The organism is Streptomyces adelaidensis (assembly GCF_016598475.1).
GTDB lineage: Bacteria > Actinomycetota > Actinomycetes > Streptomycetales > Streptomycetaceae > Streptomyces > Streptomyces adelaidensis.
Genome location: NZ_JAEMUX010000012.1, coordinates 61,202 through 76,905, shown reverse-complemented (window position 1 = coordinate 76,905; position 15,704 = coordinate 61,202). Strand labels below are relative to the sequence as shown.

The 15,704-nt window shown below is 71.9% G+C and carries 12 protein-coding genes and 1 pseudogene; 6 read left to right on the top strand and 7 right to left on the bottom strand.

Annotated elements, in window-relative coordinates:
- Positions 1 to 5: 5 nt before the first annotated feature.
- Positions 6 to 539, top strand: a complete 534-nt coding sequence (locus I8N67_RS09645; protein WP_200302195.1) for a hypothetical protein — start codon at positions 6 to 8, stop codon at positions 537 to 539.
- 122 nt (positions 540 to 661) lie between these two features.
- On the opposite strand, the gene I8N67_RS09640 is transcribed toward I8N67_RS09645, so the two are convergent.
- The gene (locus I8N67_RS09640) at positions 662 to 3,325 is read right to left on the bottom strand and encodes an NACHT domain-containing protein (protein ID WP_200302194.1); all 2,664 of its coding nucleotides are present in this window, start codon (positions 3,323 to 3,325) and stop codon (positions 662 to 664) included.
- Between the two features lie 97 nt (positions 3,326 to 3,422).
- Positions 3,423 to 3,824, bottom strand: a complete 402-nt coding sequence (locus tag I8N67_RS09635) for a DnaJ family domain-containing protein (RefSeq protein ID WP_200302193.1) — start codon at positions 3,822 to 3,824, stop codon at positions 3,423 to 3,425.
- Between the two features lie 119 nt (positions 3,825 to 3,943).
- On the opposite strand from I8N67_RS09635, the gene I8N67_RS09630 reads away from it, so the two are divergent.
- A complete protein-coding gene (locus I8N67_RS09630) occupies positions 3,944 to 4,339 on the top strand; it encodes a hypothetical protein (protein WP_200302192.1) in 396 nt (131 codons plus the stop codon).
- Positions 4,340 to 4,361: 22 nt separating this feature from the next.
- Here I8N67_RS09630 and I8N67_RS09625 read toward each other — a convergent pair whose 3' ends face one another.
- Positions 4,362 to 5,033 (bottom strand): O-methyltransferase, encoded by a 672-nt coding sequence (locus I8N67_RS09625; protein ID WP_200302191.1) that lies wholly within the window; start codon positions 5,031 to 5,033, stop codon positions 4,362 to 4,364.
- A gap of 694 nt (positions 5,034 to 5,727) precedes the next feature.
- A complete protein-coding gene (locus tag I8N67_RS09620; protein ID WP_200302190.1) occupies positions 5,728 to 7,041 on the bottom strand; it encodes a DUF2330 domain-containing protein in 1,314 nt (437 codons plus the stop codon).
- Between the two features lie 274 nt (positions 7,042 to 7,315).
- Between I8N67_RS09620 and I8N67_RS09615 the strand changes: the two genes are divergently transcribed.
- Complete coding sequence (locus tag I8N67_RS09615) at positions 7,316 to 9,379, top strand: bifunctional glycosyltransferase 87/phosphatase PAP2 family protein (RefSeq protein WP_200302189.1); 2,064 nt, start codon at positions 7,316 to 7,318, stop codon at positions 9,377 to 9,379.
- 79 nt (positions 9,380 to 9,458) lie between these two features.
- On the opposite strand, the gene I8N67_RS09610 is transcribed toward I8N67_RS09615, so the two are convergent.
- Positions 9,459 to 10,694: a cytochrome P450 gene (locus I8N67_RS09610; protein ID WP_200302188.1), complete on the bottom strand. Its 1,236-nt coding sequence runs from the start codon at positions 10,692 to 10,694 to the stop codon at positions 9,459 to 9,461.
- Positions 10,695 to 10,918: 224 nt separating this feature from the next.
- On the opposite strand from I8N67_RS09610, the gene I8N67_RS09605 reads away from it, so the two are divergent.
- From I8N67_RS09605 to I8N67_RS42440, 3 genes and pseudogenes are all read left to right on the top strand, one after another.
- The gene (locus I8N67_RS09605) at positions 10,919 to 12,088 is read left to right on the top strand and encodes a steroid 3-ketoacyl-CoA thiolase (RefSeq protein ID WP_200302187.1); all 1,170 of its coding nucleotides are present in this window, start codon (positions 10,919 to 10,921) and stop codon (positions 12,086 to 12,088) included.
- A 318-nt stretch (positions 12,089 to 12,406) separates the two neighbouring features.
- Positions 12,407 to 12,850, top strand: a pseudogene (locus I8N67_RS42445) (helix-turn-helix domain-containing protein); the annotation flags it as partial.
- Complete coding sequence (locus I8N67_RS42440) at positions 12,851 to 13,189, top strand: WD40 repeat domain-containing protein (protein ID WP_307835194.1); 339 nt, start codon at positions 12,851 to 12,853, stop codon at positions 13,187 to 13,189. It abuts the pseudogene before it with no gap.
- Positions 13,190 to 13,209: 20 nt separating this feature from the next.
- Here I8N67_RS42440 and I8N67_RS09595 read toward each other — a convergent pair whose 3' ends face one another.
- Positions 13,210 to 14,529 (bottom strand): patatin-like phospholipase family protein, encoded by a 1,320-nt coding sequence (locus I8N67_RS09595; RefSeq protein WP_200302185.1) that lies wholly within the window; start codon positions 14,527 to 14,529, stop codon positions 13,210 to 13,212.
- Positions 14,526 to 15,689 carry a ComEC/Rec2 family competence protein gene (locus I8N67_RS09590; RefSeq protein ID WP_200302184.1) on the bottom strand — a complete coding sequence of 388 codons (1,164 nt, stop codon included), beginning with the start codon at positions 15,687 to 15,689 and terminating at the stop codon, positions 14,526 to 14,528. Before I8N67_RS09590 ends, I8N67_RS09595 begins: the two co-directional genes overlap by 4 nt.
- Between the last annotated feature and the right edge of the window lie 15 nt (positions 15,690 to 15,704).

Below are 15,704 nucleotides of genomic sequence, written 5' to 3'. Positions count from 1 at the left end.
GGGGGATGACGGACGACATGAGGCGTGACGGCGCGAAGGGGAGCGGGATCGCCCCCGGCACCCGGGCGACGGACACCACCACCGGCCCCGCGGGTGCGACCGGCACCCACGCGGCCGTGGTGGCGGGGCACGACACGGCGGCGGACCGTACGGACGGCCGCGCCGGGGGCCGTGGCGACGGCGGGACACCGGGCGGTCTCGGCGAAGGCCGCAGGGAACACACCGAGGCCCCCACCACGGGTGGCTCCAGGGCCGGGTCCCCGCTGCTGGCCCATGAGGAGTGCGACAAGCTGTCGCTGCGGTTGCAGCACGCGGTCGGTGGGTTCGTCGACGAGCCCCGGACCGCCGTCGAGGAGGCCGATCACGTTCTGGAGGACGCGGCCGCCCGCTTCACCGACGCGGTGACCCAGCGGCGCCGTACCCTCCGCGCCACCTGGCAGACCACCGCCGACGACCGCGCCACCTCCACCGACACCGAACAGCTCCGCCTCGCCCTGCGCGACTACCGAGAGCTGACCGAACGGCTGCTGCGGCTCTGATGTCCGACATCTGACGCCGACAGCGGCATACGAGGAGGCCGCGCCCCGGGTCGTGCACCGGGGCGCGGCCTCCTCGTATCCGCCGGCCGAGGCCGGCGCCGTCACGGGTGGCGTGTCCCCGGTCAGACGTTGGTCGTGATCCGGAAGCGGGGGTCGGGCTGTCCCCCTTCGGTCGTTCTCTGTCTCGGGTCCATGCCCACGGTCCGAAGGCTCGGATGCGCGGCCAGCGCGGACAGGTCCACGGCGCTGAAGCTGCGGTCGAGCAGCAGGGTGTGCAGATGGGGGAAGGCGGCGAGCCACTCCCATGTGGGGGCCTGGTCGGCGTGCAGCCACAGGCAGGTCAGGCGTTCGGCGACGAGGCCGTTCACCAGGTCCTCGGGGGTGAGTTCAGCGCCGATCCGCAGCTGGGCGCGGCCGCCCAGGCGTCCGAGCGCGGCGAGTTCGGCCCGCGTCACGATCTCGAAGTAGATGTCGTCGTCGGGGAGGCGGGCGATGACCTCGGTGGCGTACTGGTCGGTGTCGAAGCGATGCCAGGCCTGGGCGATGTGGCCGCGTACGGCGGGATCCGGGTGGCCCGTGTACCGGGCGAGGACGGGGATCGCCGCGTCGCCGCCGATCAGCGTCGCCGTCCGTACGGTGAGGGCAGCGGTGTCGGGCTCCTGGTTCTCCGGTCCGGGGAGCAGTTCGAGGACCACGGGGCCCACCTGGGCCAGGTCCTGGGCCTCGGTGTCGCTCCTGGGCGGGATCAGGCGGGCGGCGCGCTCCTCCACCCGGGCGCGGATCGACGGTTCGAGCTCGGTCGCGTGCTCCAGCGACGCCATGGCCAGAAGGTGCAGCAGAGTGCGCCGGCGGGGTACGGCGACGTCGCCGCGCGAGATGAGCTCGCTCAGGAGGACCGCACGTTCCTTGGGGCGCGCGTGGGCGATGGCCATGCGGATGACGTCCTCCCACTGGCTGTCCGCGGCGCGCAGTACCAGAAGGGACAGATCTCCTTCTTCCACGGCGGCCTTGGCTCCCAGATAGTCCTGGAACGTGCGGTGGACGAAGTCGATCGTGCCGGGCACGGGCTCGCGCAACACGCCGCTGCGGAGCAGCAGATGCCGGAAGACCTGCCGCGCCGTCCCCTGGCTCGCGGCAGCGGACACCGACGGCAGCGTATGGGCGATGATCCTTTCCGCCTGGTCGCTGTCGATCTCCGATTTGCCGTTCAGCAGGAACTTGTAGGCGAGCTTCTGCAGAAGCTGTGTCTTGGGCTCCTCGGTGAGGTCGATGCTGTCGGTGAGCGCCATGTTCCGCTCGATGTCACGGCGGGAGAGCAGCATCGACAGCGCGGCGTCGTACAGGTCCTTGCGGGCACGGGGCAGGAAACCCCGGCGGTCTCGATGCAGGGCGCAGATCAGGCCGCACATCAAGGGGTTGGTGGCCAGGCGGGAGAGATCGCCCTTGGTGCGCACCGCCGCCGTCAGCGACTGTTCGTAGCTGTCCAGCAGTTCCCAGTCGGAGGTGTCGCTGGCGCGGGCCGCCGAGTGCCAGCGCCGGATGAAGTGGTTGACATCGGCCGTACTCATGGGGGCCAGGGACCCTTCGGTGAATCCCTGGCCGTCCAGCCAGCGCTCACGTACCGCGGAGGGGCGGGAGGTGATCAGCCACAGGTTTCCCGGGTAGGCGGCGATGAGATCACGCAGCCATTCCTTGGCCTTCTCCCGGACGGCGGACGGCACTTCGTCCATGCCGTCGACCAGGAGCAGGCCTCGCCCGGCCCGCAGGACGCGGTCGGCCCAGCCGTGCGGCTGCGCGTCGGCGAGCGGGTTCCGAGCGGCTGTCAGGAAACGTCCGGGCGTGGGCAGGTCGTGCCAGGAGTGCGTCAGGGTCCGCAGCGCGAGCACGAACGGGACCCGGCCGGTCAAGGAGGCCAGATGTCCGTCCGGCGTCGCTCCCCGGGCTGCGGTCACCGCCAGCCACTGCACGAGCGTGGTCTTCCCGGATCCCGCGACTCCGCGCAGCAGCACGCGGTCCCGTCCGTCCGCCAGCACGTGATCGGCGCGGATCGGCAGCCGGCGGGTGCCTTCACCGACTCCCAGCTCCAGGCTGAGGTAGGCCGTGTCCAACGGCCACTGGGCGGGGGAGTTGGTGAAATCGATGCCGTAGATCGTGAGCGTGCCGTACTTCTCGGTGACGTACGCGGCGTAGCGCGCTTCGAAGGCGGCGTCCTCGCCGATCCGTGAGGGGGTTCGTTCGAGGAGCAGGTCGATCCGGGTGACGGCTTCGGCGAGCTGGGTGCTCTGGCTCACCAGGGTGCGGGCGACGAAGGTCGAGCGCTGGGTGAAGAAGTGCAGGATGTGCAGGCAGGCGACGTCCACCAGAGTGTCGTGCAGCCTCGCCGCGTCGTCGGACAGGTCGAAGGTCACCCGGGGGTCAGCGTCACGCAGCCGTCTGGCCAATGCCCGGTGACCGAGCTGCACCGCCTGGACGTCGTCCATGTCCAGGTCGCCCAGCGCCCGCAGCGTATGGGCCAACGCCGTGGCGACGGCGTCCTCCTCGTCGAACGCGACCGGCCGCTCGACAGGACCGGTGGACCCGACGGCACGCGCGACCAGCTCCGCGGCGACCTTCCGCAGTTCCTTCTCACCCAGGACGCGCTTCTCGCCCCGGAACGACACCAGACCCGAGACCTTCACCGGTTGGGGGACGAGACCGGCGCCGGCCCCCTGCTGCACGAAGAGTTTTCTGACCAGGGGCGCGACCACGCTCGACGCCAGACGAGCACCGATGGCAGCAGCGTCCACGCGTTCCCCTTCCCCCGATACCTCACAGCATAGGACGCGGCAACCAGCGGGGGACCGGGTCGGCCGCACCCGGGGTTGTGCGGCAGAGGTGTCCGGCTCACCCCTCCCGGCGCTCGCGCCACTCCTGTACGACGGCTTCCACGTCGTACGGCTTCAGGCCCAGCGGCGGTCCCGGCGGTGGCTTGAACATCATGTCGCGGATCTTGACGTTGATCTCGGAGATGATCTTGCGGACAATGCGTTCGGAAGGTGCCTCGGTGGCGGCGGCCAAGGCGTCCTCGGCCTCCTTCCGCAGTGCCAGCGTCGGCGGCAGGACGGAGAGGCCCTCGCGGGCCGTCTTCTGTTTGATCCACCAGAGTTCGTCGTAGGTCGTGTCGTCGCCGGGGAGCGGCCGGCCCACTCCGGGGAGGGCCTTGAAGTCGCCGCGCGCCTCCGCGTCGCGGATCTGTTTGTCGACGAAGGACTCGAAGCTGACACCGGGTGGCTTTCGCTCGGTCATGCGTCCATTGTGCCGGAGCCCGCACAACCGGACGATCTGGGGAATTATCATGCGGCGGCGGTGCGCCAAGCGTGCCGTGCGCAGCGACAACTGGAGTGTTGACCCGTTAGGAGCGGTACGTGCTCGAACTCACCATGGCCTCGGTCTCCGAGGCGGACGCCGGGGCGACGGCCGGCATGCAGATGGCCGACGCGCCCAGCGAGCCGGGCGCCGTGCTCCGGGTGGGCCGCGATCGGGTGGTGTGCCGTCTCGCGACACCTGACGACTGGCTCTTCGTCTCCCGGGTGCACCTGGAATTCCTGTGCGGCCCCGACGGCAACTGGCAGGTCACCTGGCTGCGTGGCTCGCACGCCGACCCCTCCTCCGAGGTGCGGCTGACCCTGCTCGGCCACCAGCCCCAGCCGCTGCCGTACGGCGGCACCGCGAAGCTTCCGCCGAACGGCTCCGGCGAACTCGTCATATACGACCGTACGGGTCCGCGCAGCGTCAACGTCGGCTTCTACCACGAGCCCTGACGGGGCCTCGGCGGCGACGGGTTCAGTCCAGCACCCGGGCCAGCGCGAACCCGTCGTACCCCTTGCCGCCGACCGTCTGGATCGCCGTGCCGGTCAACTTCGGGTGCGTGGCGATGAGTTCGATGGCGGCGCGGGTGCCGCGGATGTCCGGCTCGGTGCTGTGCGCGTCGGCGACGCGGCCGCCGCGTACGACGTTGTCGACGACGATGACGCTGCCGGCGCGGGTGAGTTTGAGGGCCCACTCCACGTAGTGCGGGTTGTTGGCCTTGTCCGCGTCGATGAAGACCAGGTCGAACGGGCCGGGGTTCTCGTCGGCCAGCTTGGGCAGCGACTCCAGGGCCGGGCCCACCCGCACCTCGACGAGCGCGTCCAGGCCGGCCCGCGCGATGTTGCGGCAGGCGACCTCGGCGTGCCGGGCGCTGTACTCCAGCGAGATCAGCCGGCCGTCGGCGGGCAGCGCCCGCGCCAGCCAGATGGTGCTGTAGCCGCCGAGGGTGCCGATCTCCAGGATGCGGCGGGCCCCCTGGATCTGGGCCAGCAGCTGGAGGAACTTGCCCTGGCCGGCCGTGACGTTGACCTGCGGGAGCCCGGCGGCCACGCTGTCGCGCAGCGCGGCCGCCAGGGGCTCGTCGTCGGGGGAGAGGTGGGTGCTGAAGTAGTCGTCGACGTCGTCCCAGGCCTGCGACTCGCTCATGAAGCTCTGCCTCCTGTGCCCTTCAAATGTCTAGTTAGGTCAGCTAACTAGTCGCCCTAACGAATATAGGCGCAGGTCGACTCCCTGTCAGCGATTCGCCGCTCCGGGGGGGGCGCGAGTCTGAGTGCATTCTCGCCGACGGGGGCGGGCATCTCGCGCGCGACGGGGGTGTGGGCGCGGCGCCTGGCGGGTGGCTGAGGGGTGGCAATGTGCGCCGGTGGGTGGGCGCCGGGTGGCACGGTGCGCCGGTGGGTGGGCGCCGGGTGGCACGGTGCGCCGGTGGGTGGGCGCCGGGTGGCACGGTGCCCTGGTGGGTGGGCGCCGGGTCGGCGCGCTGCCGGTGAGCCCGGTGTCCCGCACGGCCTCCCATTCTTGGTCGACCGTGCCGGGCTTTCTCCTCGGGGGAGGGGCGGGTGTCGGGGGCGTGGCCCTGGATCGGGGCGCCCGGCGAGTGGTTGCAGGGTGGCAGCAGGGCCTGAGCGGGCGGCCGTCGAGCGGGGCCGGCGTCCTGGCGGGTGGGCGTCCCGGCAGCGGGCGGCGCCCGGGCAGTGGCCCGGGCGCCGCCCGGCCCGTGATTCTCAGCCGGCTGGCCGGCGGGCGGTGCCGGGGTGCCCGGCGGGTAGCCGCCTGGGGCGCCGCGATTCCCGGCGGTGATCCCGGTGTCGTGGTCCCGGTGCCACCCGGCGCGGGATTTTCAGGCGGCCGGCCCGGGCTTCTGGTCCGTGGGTGCGCCAGGTGAGTGGTCGGCGGGCGGTGCCGGGGCGCCCGCCGGCGGCCCCGGTGGCACCGAGGTGCCCGGCGGGAAGCCGCCCGGCGCCCCCGGCTGGTAACCCCCCGGCGGCATCGGCGCCCCGTGCTGGTAGTAGGCCCCCGGCGGGTAGGCCCCCGGCGGTGGCACCAGCGGCGGCTGCTTGGCTGCGTTTCGTTTGAGGACGATCGCTACGGCTACGGCCTTGATGGCCAGTACGGCGATGCCGAGGCCGAAGGTGAAGAGCCAGCCGGGGATGCCGCCCACGGTCCACATCTCGTCCATGTAGATGACCTTTCGGTAGGTGTCGTCGGTGGGGGACCGGCGGAGGGTGTGGTCGTCGGAGATCTGTGACGGCTGGGGGAAGTTCTGGTCGATGGCCGTGAGGAAGTCCGTGCCGCCGGCGGTGAGGTCGCCGAGGGTGCCCGTGGGTGCGTCGAGGCGGCCCGCGAAGGTCACCTCCGGCCGGTCCCCGCCGATCGCGGAACTCGGCTCCATGCGGTGCTCGGCGAGGACGTACAGGGCGAGGGACTGCGGGGTGGTGGCGAGGCGCGACAGGCGCATCGGGTAGACCGGCTCGTCGCTGGCGAAGGTGAGGTGGAGCGGGTCGAGGGTGCCGGAGAGCGGGGCGTTGGACGCGGAGTCCTCCGGCGCCAGCCGGATCGCCACGTACTCCCACTTCTGCCGGACGTACGGCTCCAGCGCCGCGTCCAGCCGGTCCGGGAGCGCGAAGCCGTTCTCGTCCAGCCAGTCGCCGAGGGCGCCGGAGTCGGTGGCGGTCAGCCGGGCCACGTCGAACGGGCCGAGCCGCTCACGGCCGACCACACCCACCCCGGCGCCGGCCTGCGGGGCCTCGGCCCCCGCGCCGTCCGACGTCCCCCACTCGAACGGCCAGTCGCCCGAGCGCGGCCAGAAGTACTCACGGCGCCGGGACTCGGGCGCGGTCTCCTCGTCGAGCCGGTCGAAGACGGCCGCGTCGCCGAGCCGCACCGTCGCCCGGCTGGGCACCGGCATGATCCAGGCGGCCGTACGGGCGTCACCGGCGACCGTCAGGCTCATCACGATCTGCTCCTCGCGGCCGTCCCAGCGCACGACGGACATCTCGCGGTTCACATACATGTTCCGCTCGCTGTCCGGCACCATCGCGCCACAGCCGCAGGCGTACGCCGGTGCCACCAGGGACGCCAGCTGCAACCCGAGCAGCGCGAGGACGACCGCCAACAGCCGTCCGCGTGCCCGCTCCCGTACGAAATCCCCCATGCCGGCCACCATCCCCCGTGCGCCCCCTGCCGTTCCGACGTGCTCGGAGCCATGCTTTCAGGTCATTGTCCGTGGCCTGTCACAGGCCCGCCCATGATGTGCATCCGTGATCCACGCCGCGCCCCTGAGAGTGCGGGCAACCTTCCGCGCACTATCGTCATCCAGACAAAACAAGGGCGACTCTCAGGTGAAGAGGGGGTTGCCCGCGTCTCACAGCGGGGGGAATGCGAGCCTTCTGAGTGGGACATCAACGGGGCGGGGAGGGCGACAGGGCGTGGCGACGGAACAGAGCAGACCGGGCGGTGCCGTGGGCGCGGGTGCGGCGGCGCGGCTGGGGACGGTTCGGGCCGTGCTGTGGCTGGTCGCCGCGATCCTCGCGGTGCGGCAGGTCGCGGTCGTGCTGAGCACGCCCAAGGGCGAGCGGCTGACGGACCTGGAGACCTGGGTCGGGCCCAGCGGGGTCCTGCATGTGAACGGCTCGCTGTACGACTCGACCCGGTTCACGGGCACCCCCTTCGGCGGCCTCGTCCTCAAGCCCCTCACCCGAACGGCGGAACAGGCGCTCGGCTGGGGCTGGACCTTCGGCACGCTCCTGCTGGTCGTCGCCCTCGGCCTGGTCGCCGCGCGCGCCCTGCCGCAGCCCGTCAGCCGGCGTACGGCCCTGCTCGCCGCGCCCGTCGCGGTCACCCTGCTGATGCTGTCGCTGCCCGTACGCAACACGCTGTACCTGGGCCAGACCAGCATCATCCCCGTCCTCCTCGTCCTCGCGGGCTGCTTCGCGGTCCGGGGCGAGCGCGCCAGCGGGGTCTGCGTCGGGCTCGCCGCGGCCCTCCAGCCGACCGTGCTGCTCTTCGTGCCGCTGCTGTGGTTCACCGGGCGCAAACGGGCCGCCGCGACCACCGGGGTCACGTTCGCCGGAGCCACCGCGCTGGCCTGGGCCGCGATGCCGCACGACTCGTACACCTACTGGGTGCACCATCTCGCCGGCGTCGGGCTCGGCGGCCGGGCGGACGACCTCGCCAACCAGTCGATGCACGGCACCCTGCTCCGGCTCGGCCTTGAGGGGCCGCTGGAGATCGCCGTCTTCTTCGCGCTGGCCGCCGCCGTCGCCGTACTCGGCATGCGGCGGGCCATCCACTACGCCCGTGACGGACAGCTGCTGCTCGCCGTCGCCATCACCGGCTGTGTCGTGGTCGCCGTCTCCCCGACCTCCTGGAAGCACCAACTGCTGTGGGTGCTGCTCGCGGTGGTCGGCCGGGTCGGCAGGAAGGCCTCGTCGCGGTACGTGTGGCCGGTCGCCGTCGTCCTGGTGATGACGCTGCCCGCGAAGATGATGGTGCCGAACATGGGCGCCCTGCACCCGGTCCGCGACAACGTCGTCCTGCTGGCCGCGCTCGCCGCCGCCCTCGTCGTCCCGTTCCTCTCCCGCACCTCGGAGTACTACCGGACACCGATCCCCACCGAGTACGCCCCGAAGGCGGAGACCCGCTTCAGCTGGGCCCCGCTGCTGCGCCGGGTGGCCACCCGCCCGAACCTGCTCCTCGAACTGCTGCTGATCCGCGTCACGTACGCGGCCTACCAGCGCACCCGGCTGGGGGCCACCGGCAGCCGGGTCGCCGCCGAGGATCACGCCGGCCAGGTCCTCTCGGTGGAGCGGGCCCTGTTCATCGACATCGAGCACTGGTTCAACCACGCGGTGGTCCAGGTCGGCTGGCTGCGGAGCTTCTTCGACTTCTACTACACGTCGTTCCACTTCGTGGTGCCGCTCAGCGTCCTCGGCATCCTCTACTGGCGCCGCCCCGCCGACTACCGCTGGGCCCGCACGGCCATCGGCTTCACCACGGTCCTGGCGCTCGTCGGCTTCTTCTTCTACCCGCTGGCCCCGCCGCGCCTGATGCCCGGCCTCGGCATCATCGACACCATCCACGGCGTCCAGGACTTCTCCAGGCCGGACTACGGCAAGCTGACCGAGCTCACCAACCAGTACGCGGCGATGCCGTCACTGCACTTCGGCTGGTCCCTGTGGTGCGGGCTCACGATCGCCCTGGTCGCGCCCAAGGTGTGGATGAAGGTGCTGGGCCTGATGCACCCCTTCTTCACGGTCCTGGCGATCGTGGCGACGGGCAACCACTGGGTCCTCGACGCGGTGGGTGGCGCGGCGGTGGTGGGCGCGGGCTTCGGGCTCACCTATCTGCTGACCGGCCCCCGCACCAAGGCGCCCCGAAAGGGGCGCGGGGAACCGCGCGAGCAACCACTGACGACCGACGGACTCGCGACGGCCGTAGGGCGCGGCGGCGGTGGAGACGGCAAAGACGGCGGGGGCCGGGGCGGGGCGTAGGAGGAAACGCCCCGGCCTCCCGGGAAACGGGCCGACGGCGCCGGGAGGCCGTCGGCCCGAGTACAGGGGTGCGGTGCCCTCAGCCGTTGGTCACCTGAAGATGCTTGACCCCGTTGATCCAGGCGGAGCGCAACCGGCTCGGTTCACCGGCGAGCCTGAGGCCCGGCATCGCGTCGGCGATCGCGTTGAAGATCAGGTCGATCTCGAGGACGGCCAGGGATTTGCCGAGGCAGAAGTGCGGGCCTCCGCCGCCGAAGCCGAGGTGGGGGTTGGGGTCCCGGGTGATGTCGAAGGCGTCGGGGTCGGTGAAGACCTCCGGGTCGTGGTTGGCGGAGGCGTAGAAGATGCCGACGCGGTCGCCCTTCCTGACCTGTTTGCCGCCGAGTTCGAGGTCCTGGGTGGCGGTGCGCTGGAAGGAGTTGACCGGGGCGGCCCAGCGGACGATCTCCTCCGCCGCCGTCGCCGGGCGCTCGCGCTTGTAGAGGTCCCACTGGTCGGGGTGGGTGAGGAAGGCGTGCATGCCGTGGGTGATGGCGTTGCGGGTGGTCTCGTTGCCAGCGACCGCCAGCATCAGCACGAAGAAGCCGAACTCGTCGGAGGTGAGGTTGCCCTCGCCCTCGGCGGCCACCAGCGTGCTGACGATGTCCTTCGCCGGGCACTGCTTGCGGTCGGCGGCCATGTTCATGGCGTACGCGATGAGTTCCATGGCCGACTCCTGGCCGACCTCCTCGGTGATGGCGTACTCGGGATCGTCGTACGAGATCATCCGGTTCGACCACTCGAAGATCCGGATGCGGTCGTCCTGCGGGATGCCGATCAGCTCCGCTATGGCCTGGAGGGGCAGTTCGCAGGCGACCTGGGTGACGAAGTCGAAGGGGCCGGGCCGGTCGAGGGCCTCCCGGGCGATGGTGAGGGCGCGGTGACGCAGGTTGTCCTCCAGCGCGCGGATCGCCCGCGGGGTGAAGACGCGCTGCACGATCTGGCGGACCCGGGTGTGCTCCGGCGGGTCCATGTTCAGCAGGATCAGCCGCTGCGCGTCGATCGCGTCGCGCTCGATGTGCTCGTTGAAGCGGATGATCGCGGTGTTGACCGTGGAGGAGAACAACTCGGGGTGCGTGGAGACGTACTTGACGTCCGCGTGCCGGGTGACGGCCCAGTAGCCCTCGTCCTCGAAGCCCGCGACACCGGGCGCCTGCGCGACCCAGTGGACCGGTTCCGTGCGGCGCAGTTCGGCGAACTCGGGGAGGGGCACACGGTGGTGCAGCAGATCGGGGTCGGTGAAGTCGAACCCGTCGGGCAGCGCTGGACAGGGCATCGGCAACTCCTGACGGAGCATCAGCTATAGGGAATTGCGGTGACGGTAGTAACGGGTTCTACAAGTAGCAAGGGGTGCGCTCGTCCCAATCGCCGCATGCCCCTTGCGGTGACGGAGCCGTCCTCAGCAGACTGCTGGAGAGAACTAGAACGCGTACTAGTTCTGCGTGGCGGGCCGGGCCGGGACGCCCCGCGCCGCGCGGGTAACCGTCGAGAGGATCCCCCATGGCCGCGGAACCCGTGATCGTCGAAGCCGTACGCACCCCCATCGGCAAGCGCGGCGGCGCGCTCGCCAACCTCCACCCCGCCTACCTGCTGGGTGAGACCTACCGCGAACTCCTCGGCCGTACCGGCATCCCCGCCGACTGCGTCGAACAGATCGTCGGCGGCGCCGTCACCCAGGCCGGCGAGCAGTCGGGCAACCCCGCCCGGGTCGCCTGGCTGGCCATGGGGCTGCCGTACGAGACGGCGGCGACGACCGTGAACGCCCAGTGCGGCTCGTCGCAGCAGGCCTCGCACATGGTGGCCAACATGATCGCGGCGGGCGTCATCGACGTGGGGATCTCCTGCGGGGTCGAGGCGATGTCACGGGTCCCGCTGGGGTCCGCGTCCAAGCACGGGCCGGGTAAGCCGTTCCCGGAGGAGTGGAACGTCGACCTGCCCAACCAGTTCGAGGCGGCCGAGCGCATCGCCCGCCGCCGCGGGCTGACGCGGGAGAACACCGACGCGCTCGGCCTCCTCTCGCAGGAGCGGGCCGCCGTCGCCTGGGCCGAGGAGCGCTTCAAGAAGGAGACGTTCGCGGTCCAGGTGCCGACGACCGAGGCGGAGCAGCGGGCCGGCCAGGGCATGTGGCGCCTGGTCGACCGCGACGAGGGACTGCGCGACACCTCCCCCGAGGCGCTGGCCCGGCTGAAGCCGATCATGCCGGCGGCGGTCCATACGGCGGGCAACTCCTCCCAGATCAGCGACGGCTCGGCGGCCGTCATGTGGGCGTCGAAGCGGATGGCCCGCGCGCTGAAGCTGCGGCCCCGGGCGCGGATCGTCGCCCAGGCCCTGGTGGGCTCCGACCCCCACTTCCACCTCGACGGGCCGATCGACGCGACGAAGGCCGTACTGGGCAAGGCCGGGATGACGCTCAAGGACATCGACCTCGTCGAGATCAACGAGGCGTTCGCGTCCGTGGTGCTGAGCTGGGCGCAGGTCTTCGAGCAGGACCTGGCGAAGGTGAATGTGAACGGCGGCGCGATCGCGCTCGGTCACCCCGTGGGCGCGACAGGAGCGCGGCTGATCACGTCCGCGCTGCATGAACTGGAACGCACGGACAAGGAATTCGCGCTGGTGACGATGTGCGCGGGCGGCGGACTGGCCACCGGGACGATCATTCAGCGGTTGTAGGGCGCTCCCCGCCGGCCCGCGTTGTTCGGGTGTGGCCCCGCTGGTCGTCCCGCGACCGGCAGGGCCACATCCCGTTGAGCGGCCCCCGTGCCGCCCCTTTCCCCCCGAGCGGCTCCCCCGTGCTCAGGCCGCTCCGTTCCCCCGTGGTGCGCGGTCCCCCGCACCGCCCACACCATTCATTTCAACGGGTCGCGCATTGTTCGGCAGGGGCACCGCGCCTGCCGAACAATGGCCGGACGCGCTCTCTCCGCTTATCTGGCCGGATGCGTACGGTGGCTGTCCGAGATGGTGTGGGCGTGATGGAGGGGGAACAGCGCGGTGGCGGGTCGTCGTGAGGTGCCGGTCGATCCGGGGGCCGGGCCGGTACAGCGGTTCGCGTTCGACTTGCGGAAACTGCGGACCGAGGCGGGCGGCCTCACCCACCGGGCGATGGCCGCCCGGGCCGGTTACTCGATCACTACCCTGTCCCAGGCCGCGGCGGGCGAACAACTGCCCACCCTGCCGGTGGCCCTGGCCTTCGCGGCGGCCTGCGGGGGCGACCCGGCGGAGTGGGAGGCCCGGTGGCACCAGGCGGTGGAGGAGGCCGCGGCCCTCGACGAGCAGGACGGGGGCGAGGGCGCCGAGCCGCCGTACCGGGGGCTGGCCCGGTTCGAGACCGACGACAGCGGGTTGTTCTTCGGCCGGGAACGGCTCACCGGCGAACTCGTCGACCTCATGCGCCGGCGACGGTTCGCGGCGGTCTTCGGCCCCTCCGGCATCGGCATGATGTTCCGTCAGGTGGAGTCGATGGCGTTCAGCCCGGACGGCCGCACCCTCGCCTCCGTGGCCGGCGGCGGCACCGTACGGCTGTGGGACACGGCCACCAGATACGAGCGCGCGACCCTCGACGGCGGGGGAGAGGGCTCCGGGGTCCTGGCCTTCAGCCCCGACGGCCGCACCCTCGCCACCGGCGACTACGACGGCCGCCTGCGCCTGTGGGACGCCGCCCTGCCCGGCCCCGAGAAGGCGGTCACCGGCATCTGCCGGGCCGTCCACCGCGACCTCACCCAGCAGGAACGGGCCCAGTACCTCCCGGACGAGGAATCAGGCCGAGTGTGCTGACGGCCTTCGTACGACGAAGGTCACCGCTGCGGTGGGTGGAACTTCGTCAGGTCGGCCGGGAGGAGTTCGGGGTGGTAGGCCGCGAGGCCGGCGCCGCCCAGCCACCAGCCCCGGTGGACGAGGGCGCGGCACAGAGCGGGGGAGAGACGGTCGAAGACGGTGGGCACCAGGGCGAGATCCCGGCCGTCGTGGGTGCGGTGTTCGGGGAAGGTCGCGCGCCACCGGTGCAGGACCGGGTCCGCCAACGGGAAGTCGGTGGAAAGCTGGACCAGGATGCCCCGGCGGGCGCCGGGCGGGACTTCACCGGCGGGGTCGGCCGCAGCGCCGCGCAGGAAGCGCTCGATCGTGGCGCGGGTGCGCAGTGCGGTGCTCTGCCGGTAGAGGAGGGAGTTGGCTCGCGCCAGGTCGCGGATCACCGGGACACGGCCGTACATGCCGGGTCGGAGCAGGCCCCCGGCGTTGAGGACGCACAGGAACGTGTGGCGGTACCTGTCGCTGTCCAGCGCTTCCAGGCCCGTGTTGTCGTAAACACCGCCGTCCAGGAGGGCGGGGCGGTGGGTGGCGCACGGGAAGGGCGCACTGTCGAGGACCACGGGCGGGAAGGCGCCGGGGACCGCGGCCGAGGCCGACACGGCGTGGCTGAGGCGCAGGCCCGTCCCGGCCGTGGGGGCGAGGCCGATCGTGTAGTCGCCGTACACGTCGCGCTCGAAGGTGAAGCGGACGCCGGTGGTCAGGTTGGCGGCGTTGATGATCCAGCGGACCTGTGGGTCCAGGTGTGCCAGCTCGGTCTGGGCGAGGAACCAGTCGTCGAGGCGTCTGGCCAGCAGGTCCGTGCGGGTGGTGGGGCCGAGGGTTCGCCAGCTGTCCCGGAGCAGTGCCCGCTTGAGGGAGTGGGAGGAGACCTGGTCGACGACGGGCGCGATCACCAGCTCGTCCACCGCCCGTGGGGTGAAGTCCCTCTCGCGGAGCGCCGGCCAGGCGGTGGCCAGGCAGGCGTTGGCTATCGAACCTCCGGATACGGAGGAGGAGTAGCGCAGTCGGCGAAGCAGCCCGGTGTCGGCCAGGAGGCGGATGAAGCCCAGCGCGGAGAGCGTGGCGCGGCAGCCTCCGCCGGAGAGGGCGAGGGCGACCGGGGTGCCCGTGGCGGGTGGCGGTTCGGCCGGGCGGAGGGGGTCGCCGCAGGGGCGGGCGGTCAGGCCGGTGCCGAGGGCGGGGGAGTCGACGGCCCAGGTCGGGCCGGGAGGGGAGACGGACGGGGCGGAAGAGGCGGATGGGGCGGATGGGGCAGTGGGGGTGTCGGGGCGCGTGAACGCGTCCGTCCCGTGGCGTGACTTGGTCATGGCCGGTCTCCGATCGAGATGACGAGTGCCTGGTCGGTGGGCCCTCTGACATCGACCTCGAAGGCACGGTCCTCGCGCAGGTGCTCCAGTGCCTCCTCGGCGAAGGGGATGTGGTGGGTGAGGTGGATGACGTACCCGTCGTCGCGGGCACGGGAGTCGACGAGCCAGCGCAGGGTGTCCTCGCCCGGGTGGTGGTGGCGGACGCCGTCGGCCGAGATGACGTAGTGGTCGGCCCGGACCCGGTCGAAGAAGTCGGGTGCCAGGTTGCGGCCGCTGCCGTGGTGCGGGAGCTTCAGCAGGTCGACGTGGAGCGGGGCGGAGTCGTCGAGCAGGTCGAGGGCGCGCAGGCCGGCCAGGACGTGGTCGCCGCGGGCGTCGCCGGTGAGCAGGGCGGTGCCGTCCTCGTGACGCAGGAGCAGGACGATGCTGGAGAGGCTCTGCACCGAATCGTCGTCGTACGCCGCCGAGATGACCTCGGGGTCGCCGCGCTGTTTCGCCAGGCGCCAGCGTTCCTCCAGTTCGGCCAGGGCGGCCTCGTCCGGCGCGACGACCGTGACGTCCAGGTCGTGGAGGGTCGCCTCGGCGCCCTCGACGAGGGGAGTGTGGAAGGGGCTGTTGCCGTCCAGGCGCAGGGCGGCGGCCGCGTCACGGATGTCCCGGCCCTGGTTGTAGCTGGCCGTGACCGCCGCGGCGGATGCGGCGGCGCGTTCGAGGAGCGGGCGGACGGAGGCGCTCAGCCCGGGGGCCCGCTGATCGACCAGATCCTCCACGGAGTTGAACCACAGGGCGTCCACCGCGTAGGGCGGGGCCTCCCCGTCCTGCTGGGCCTGCCGCATGTCGCGGAAGAGCCGTACGAGTCCGCCGGCGTGGTCGTCGTCGACATGGGAGAGGCATACGACGTCGAGGTGGGGCGGGGCTCCGTCGCCTCTGCCCCGGCCGACGGGGCCTCCGTCTCCGCCCGCGAAGCCTCCGCCCCCGCCCGCGAGTTCTCGCAGCCGGCCTCGGAGCGAGGCCTGGTAGACACCCGCGGGTCCGCCGTCGACGAGCATGACCCTCTCGCCGGGCGGGCGCCGCCGCACGCCGTCCGGGTCCTCGTCCGCGCCCCAGCGGACGAGGAAGCAGTCGCCGTGGCGGGCGTCGAGGAAATCGAAGGTCAGCATGTCGTCCTGCCTCGC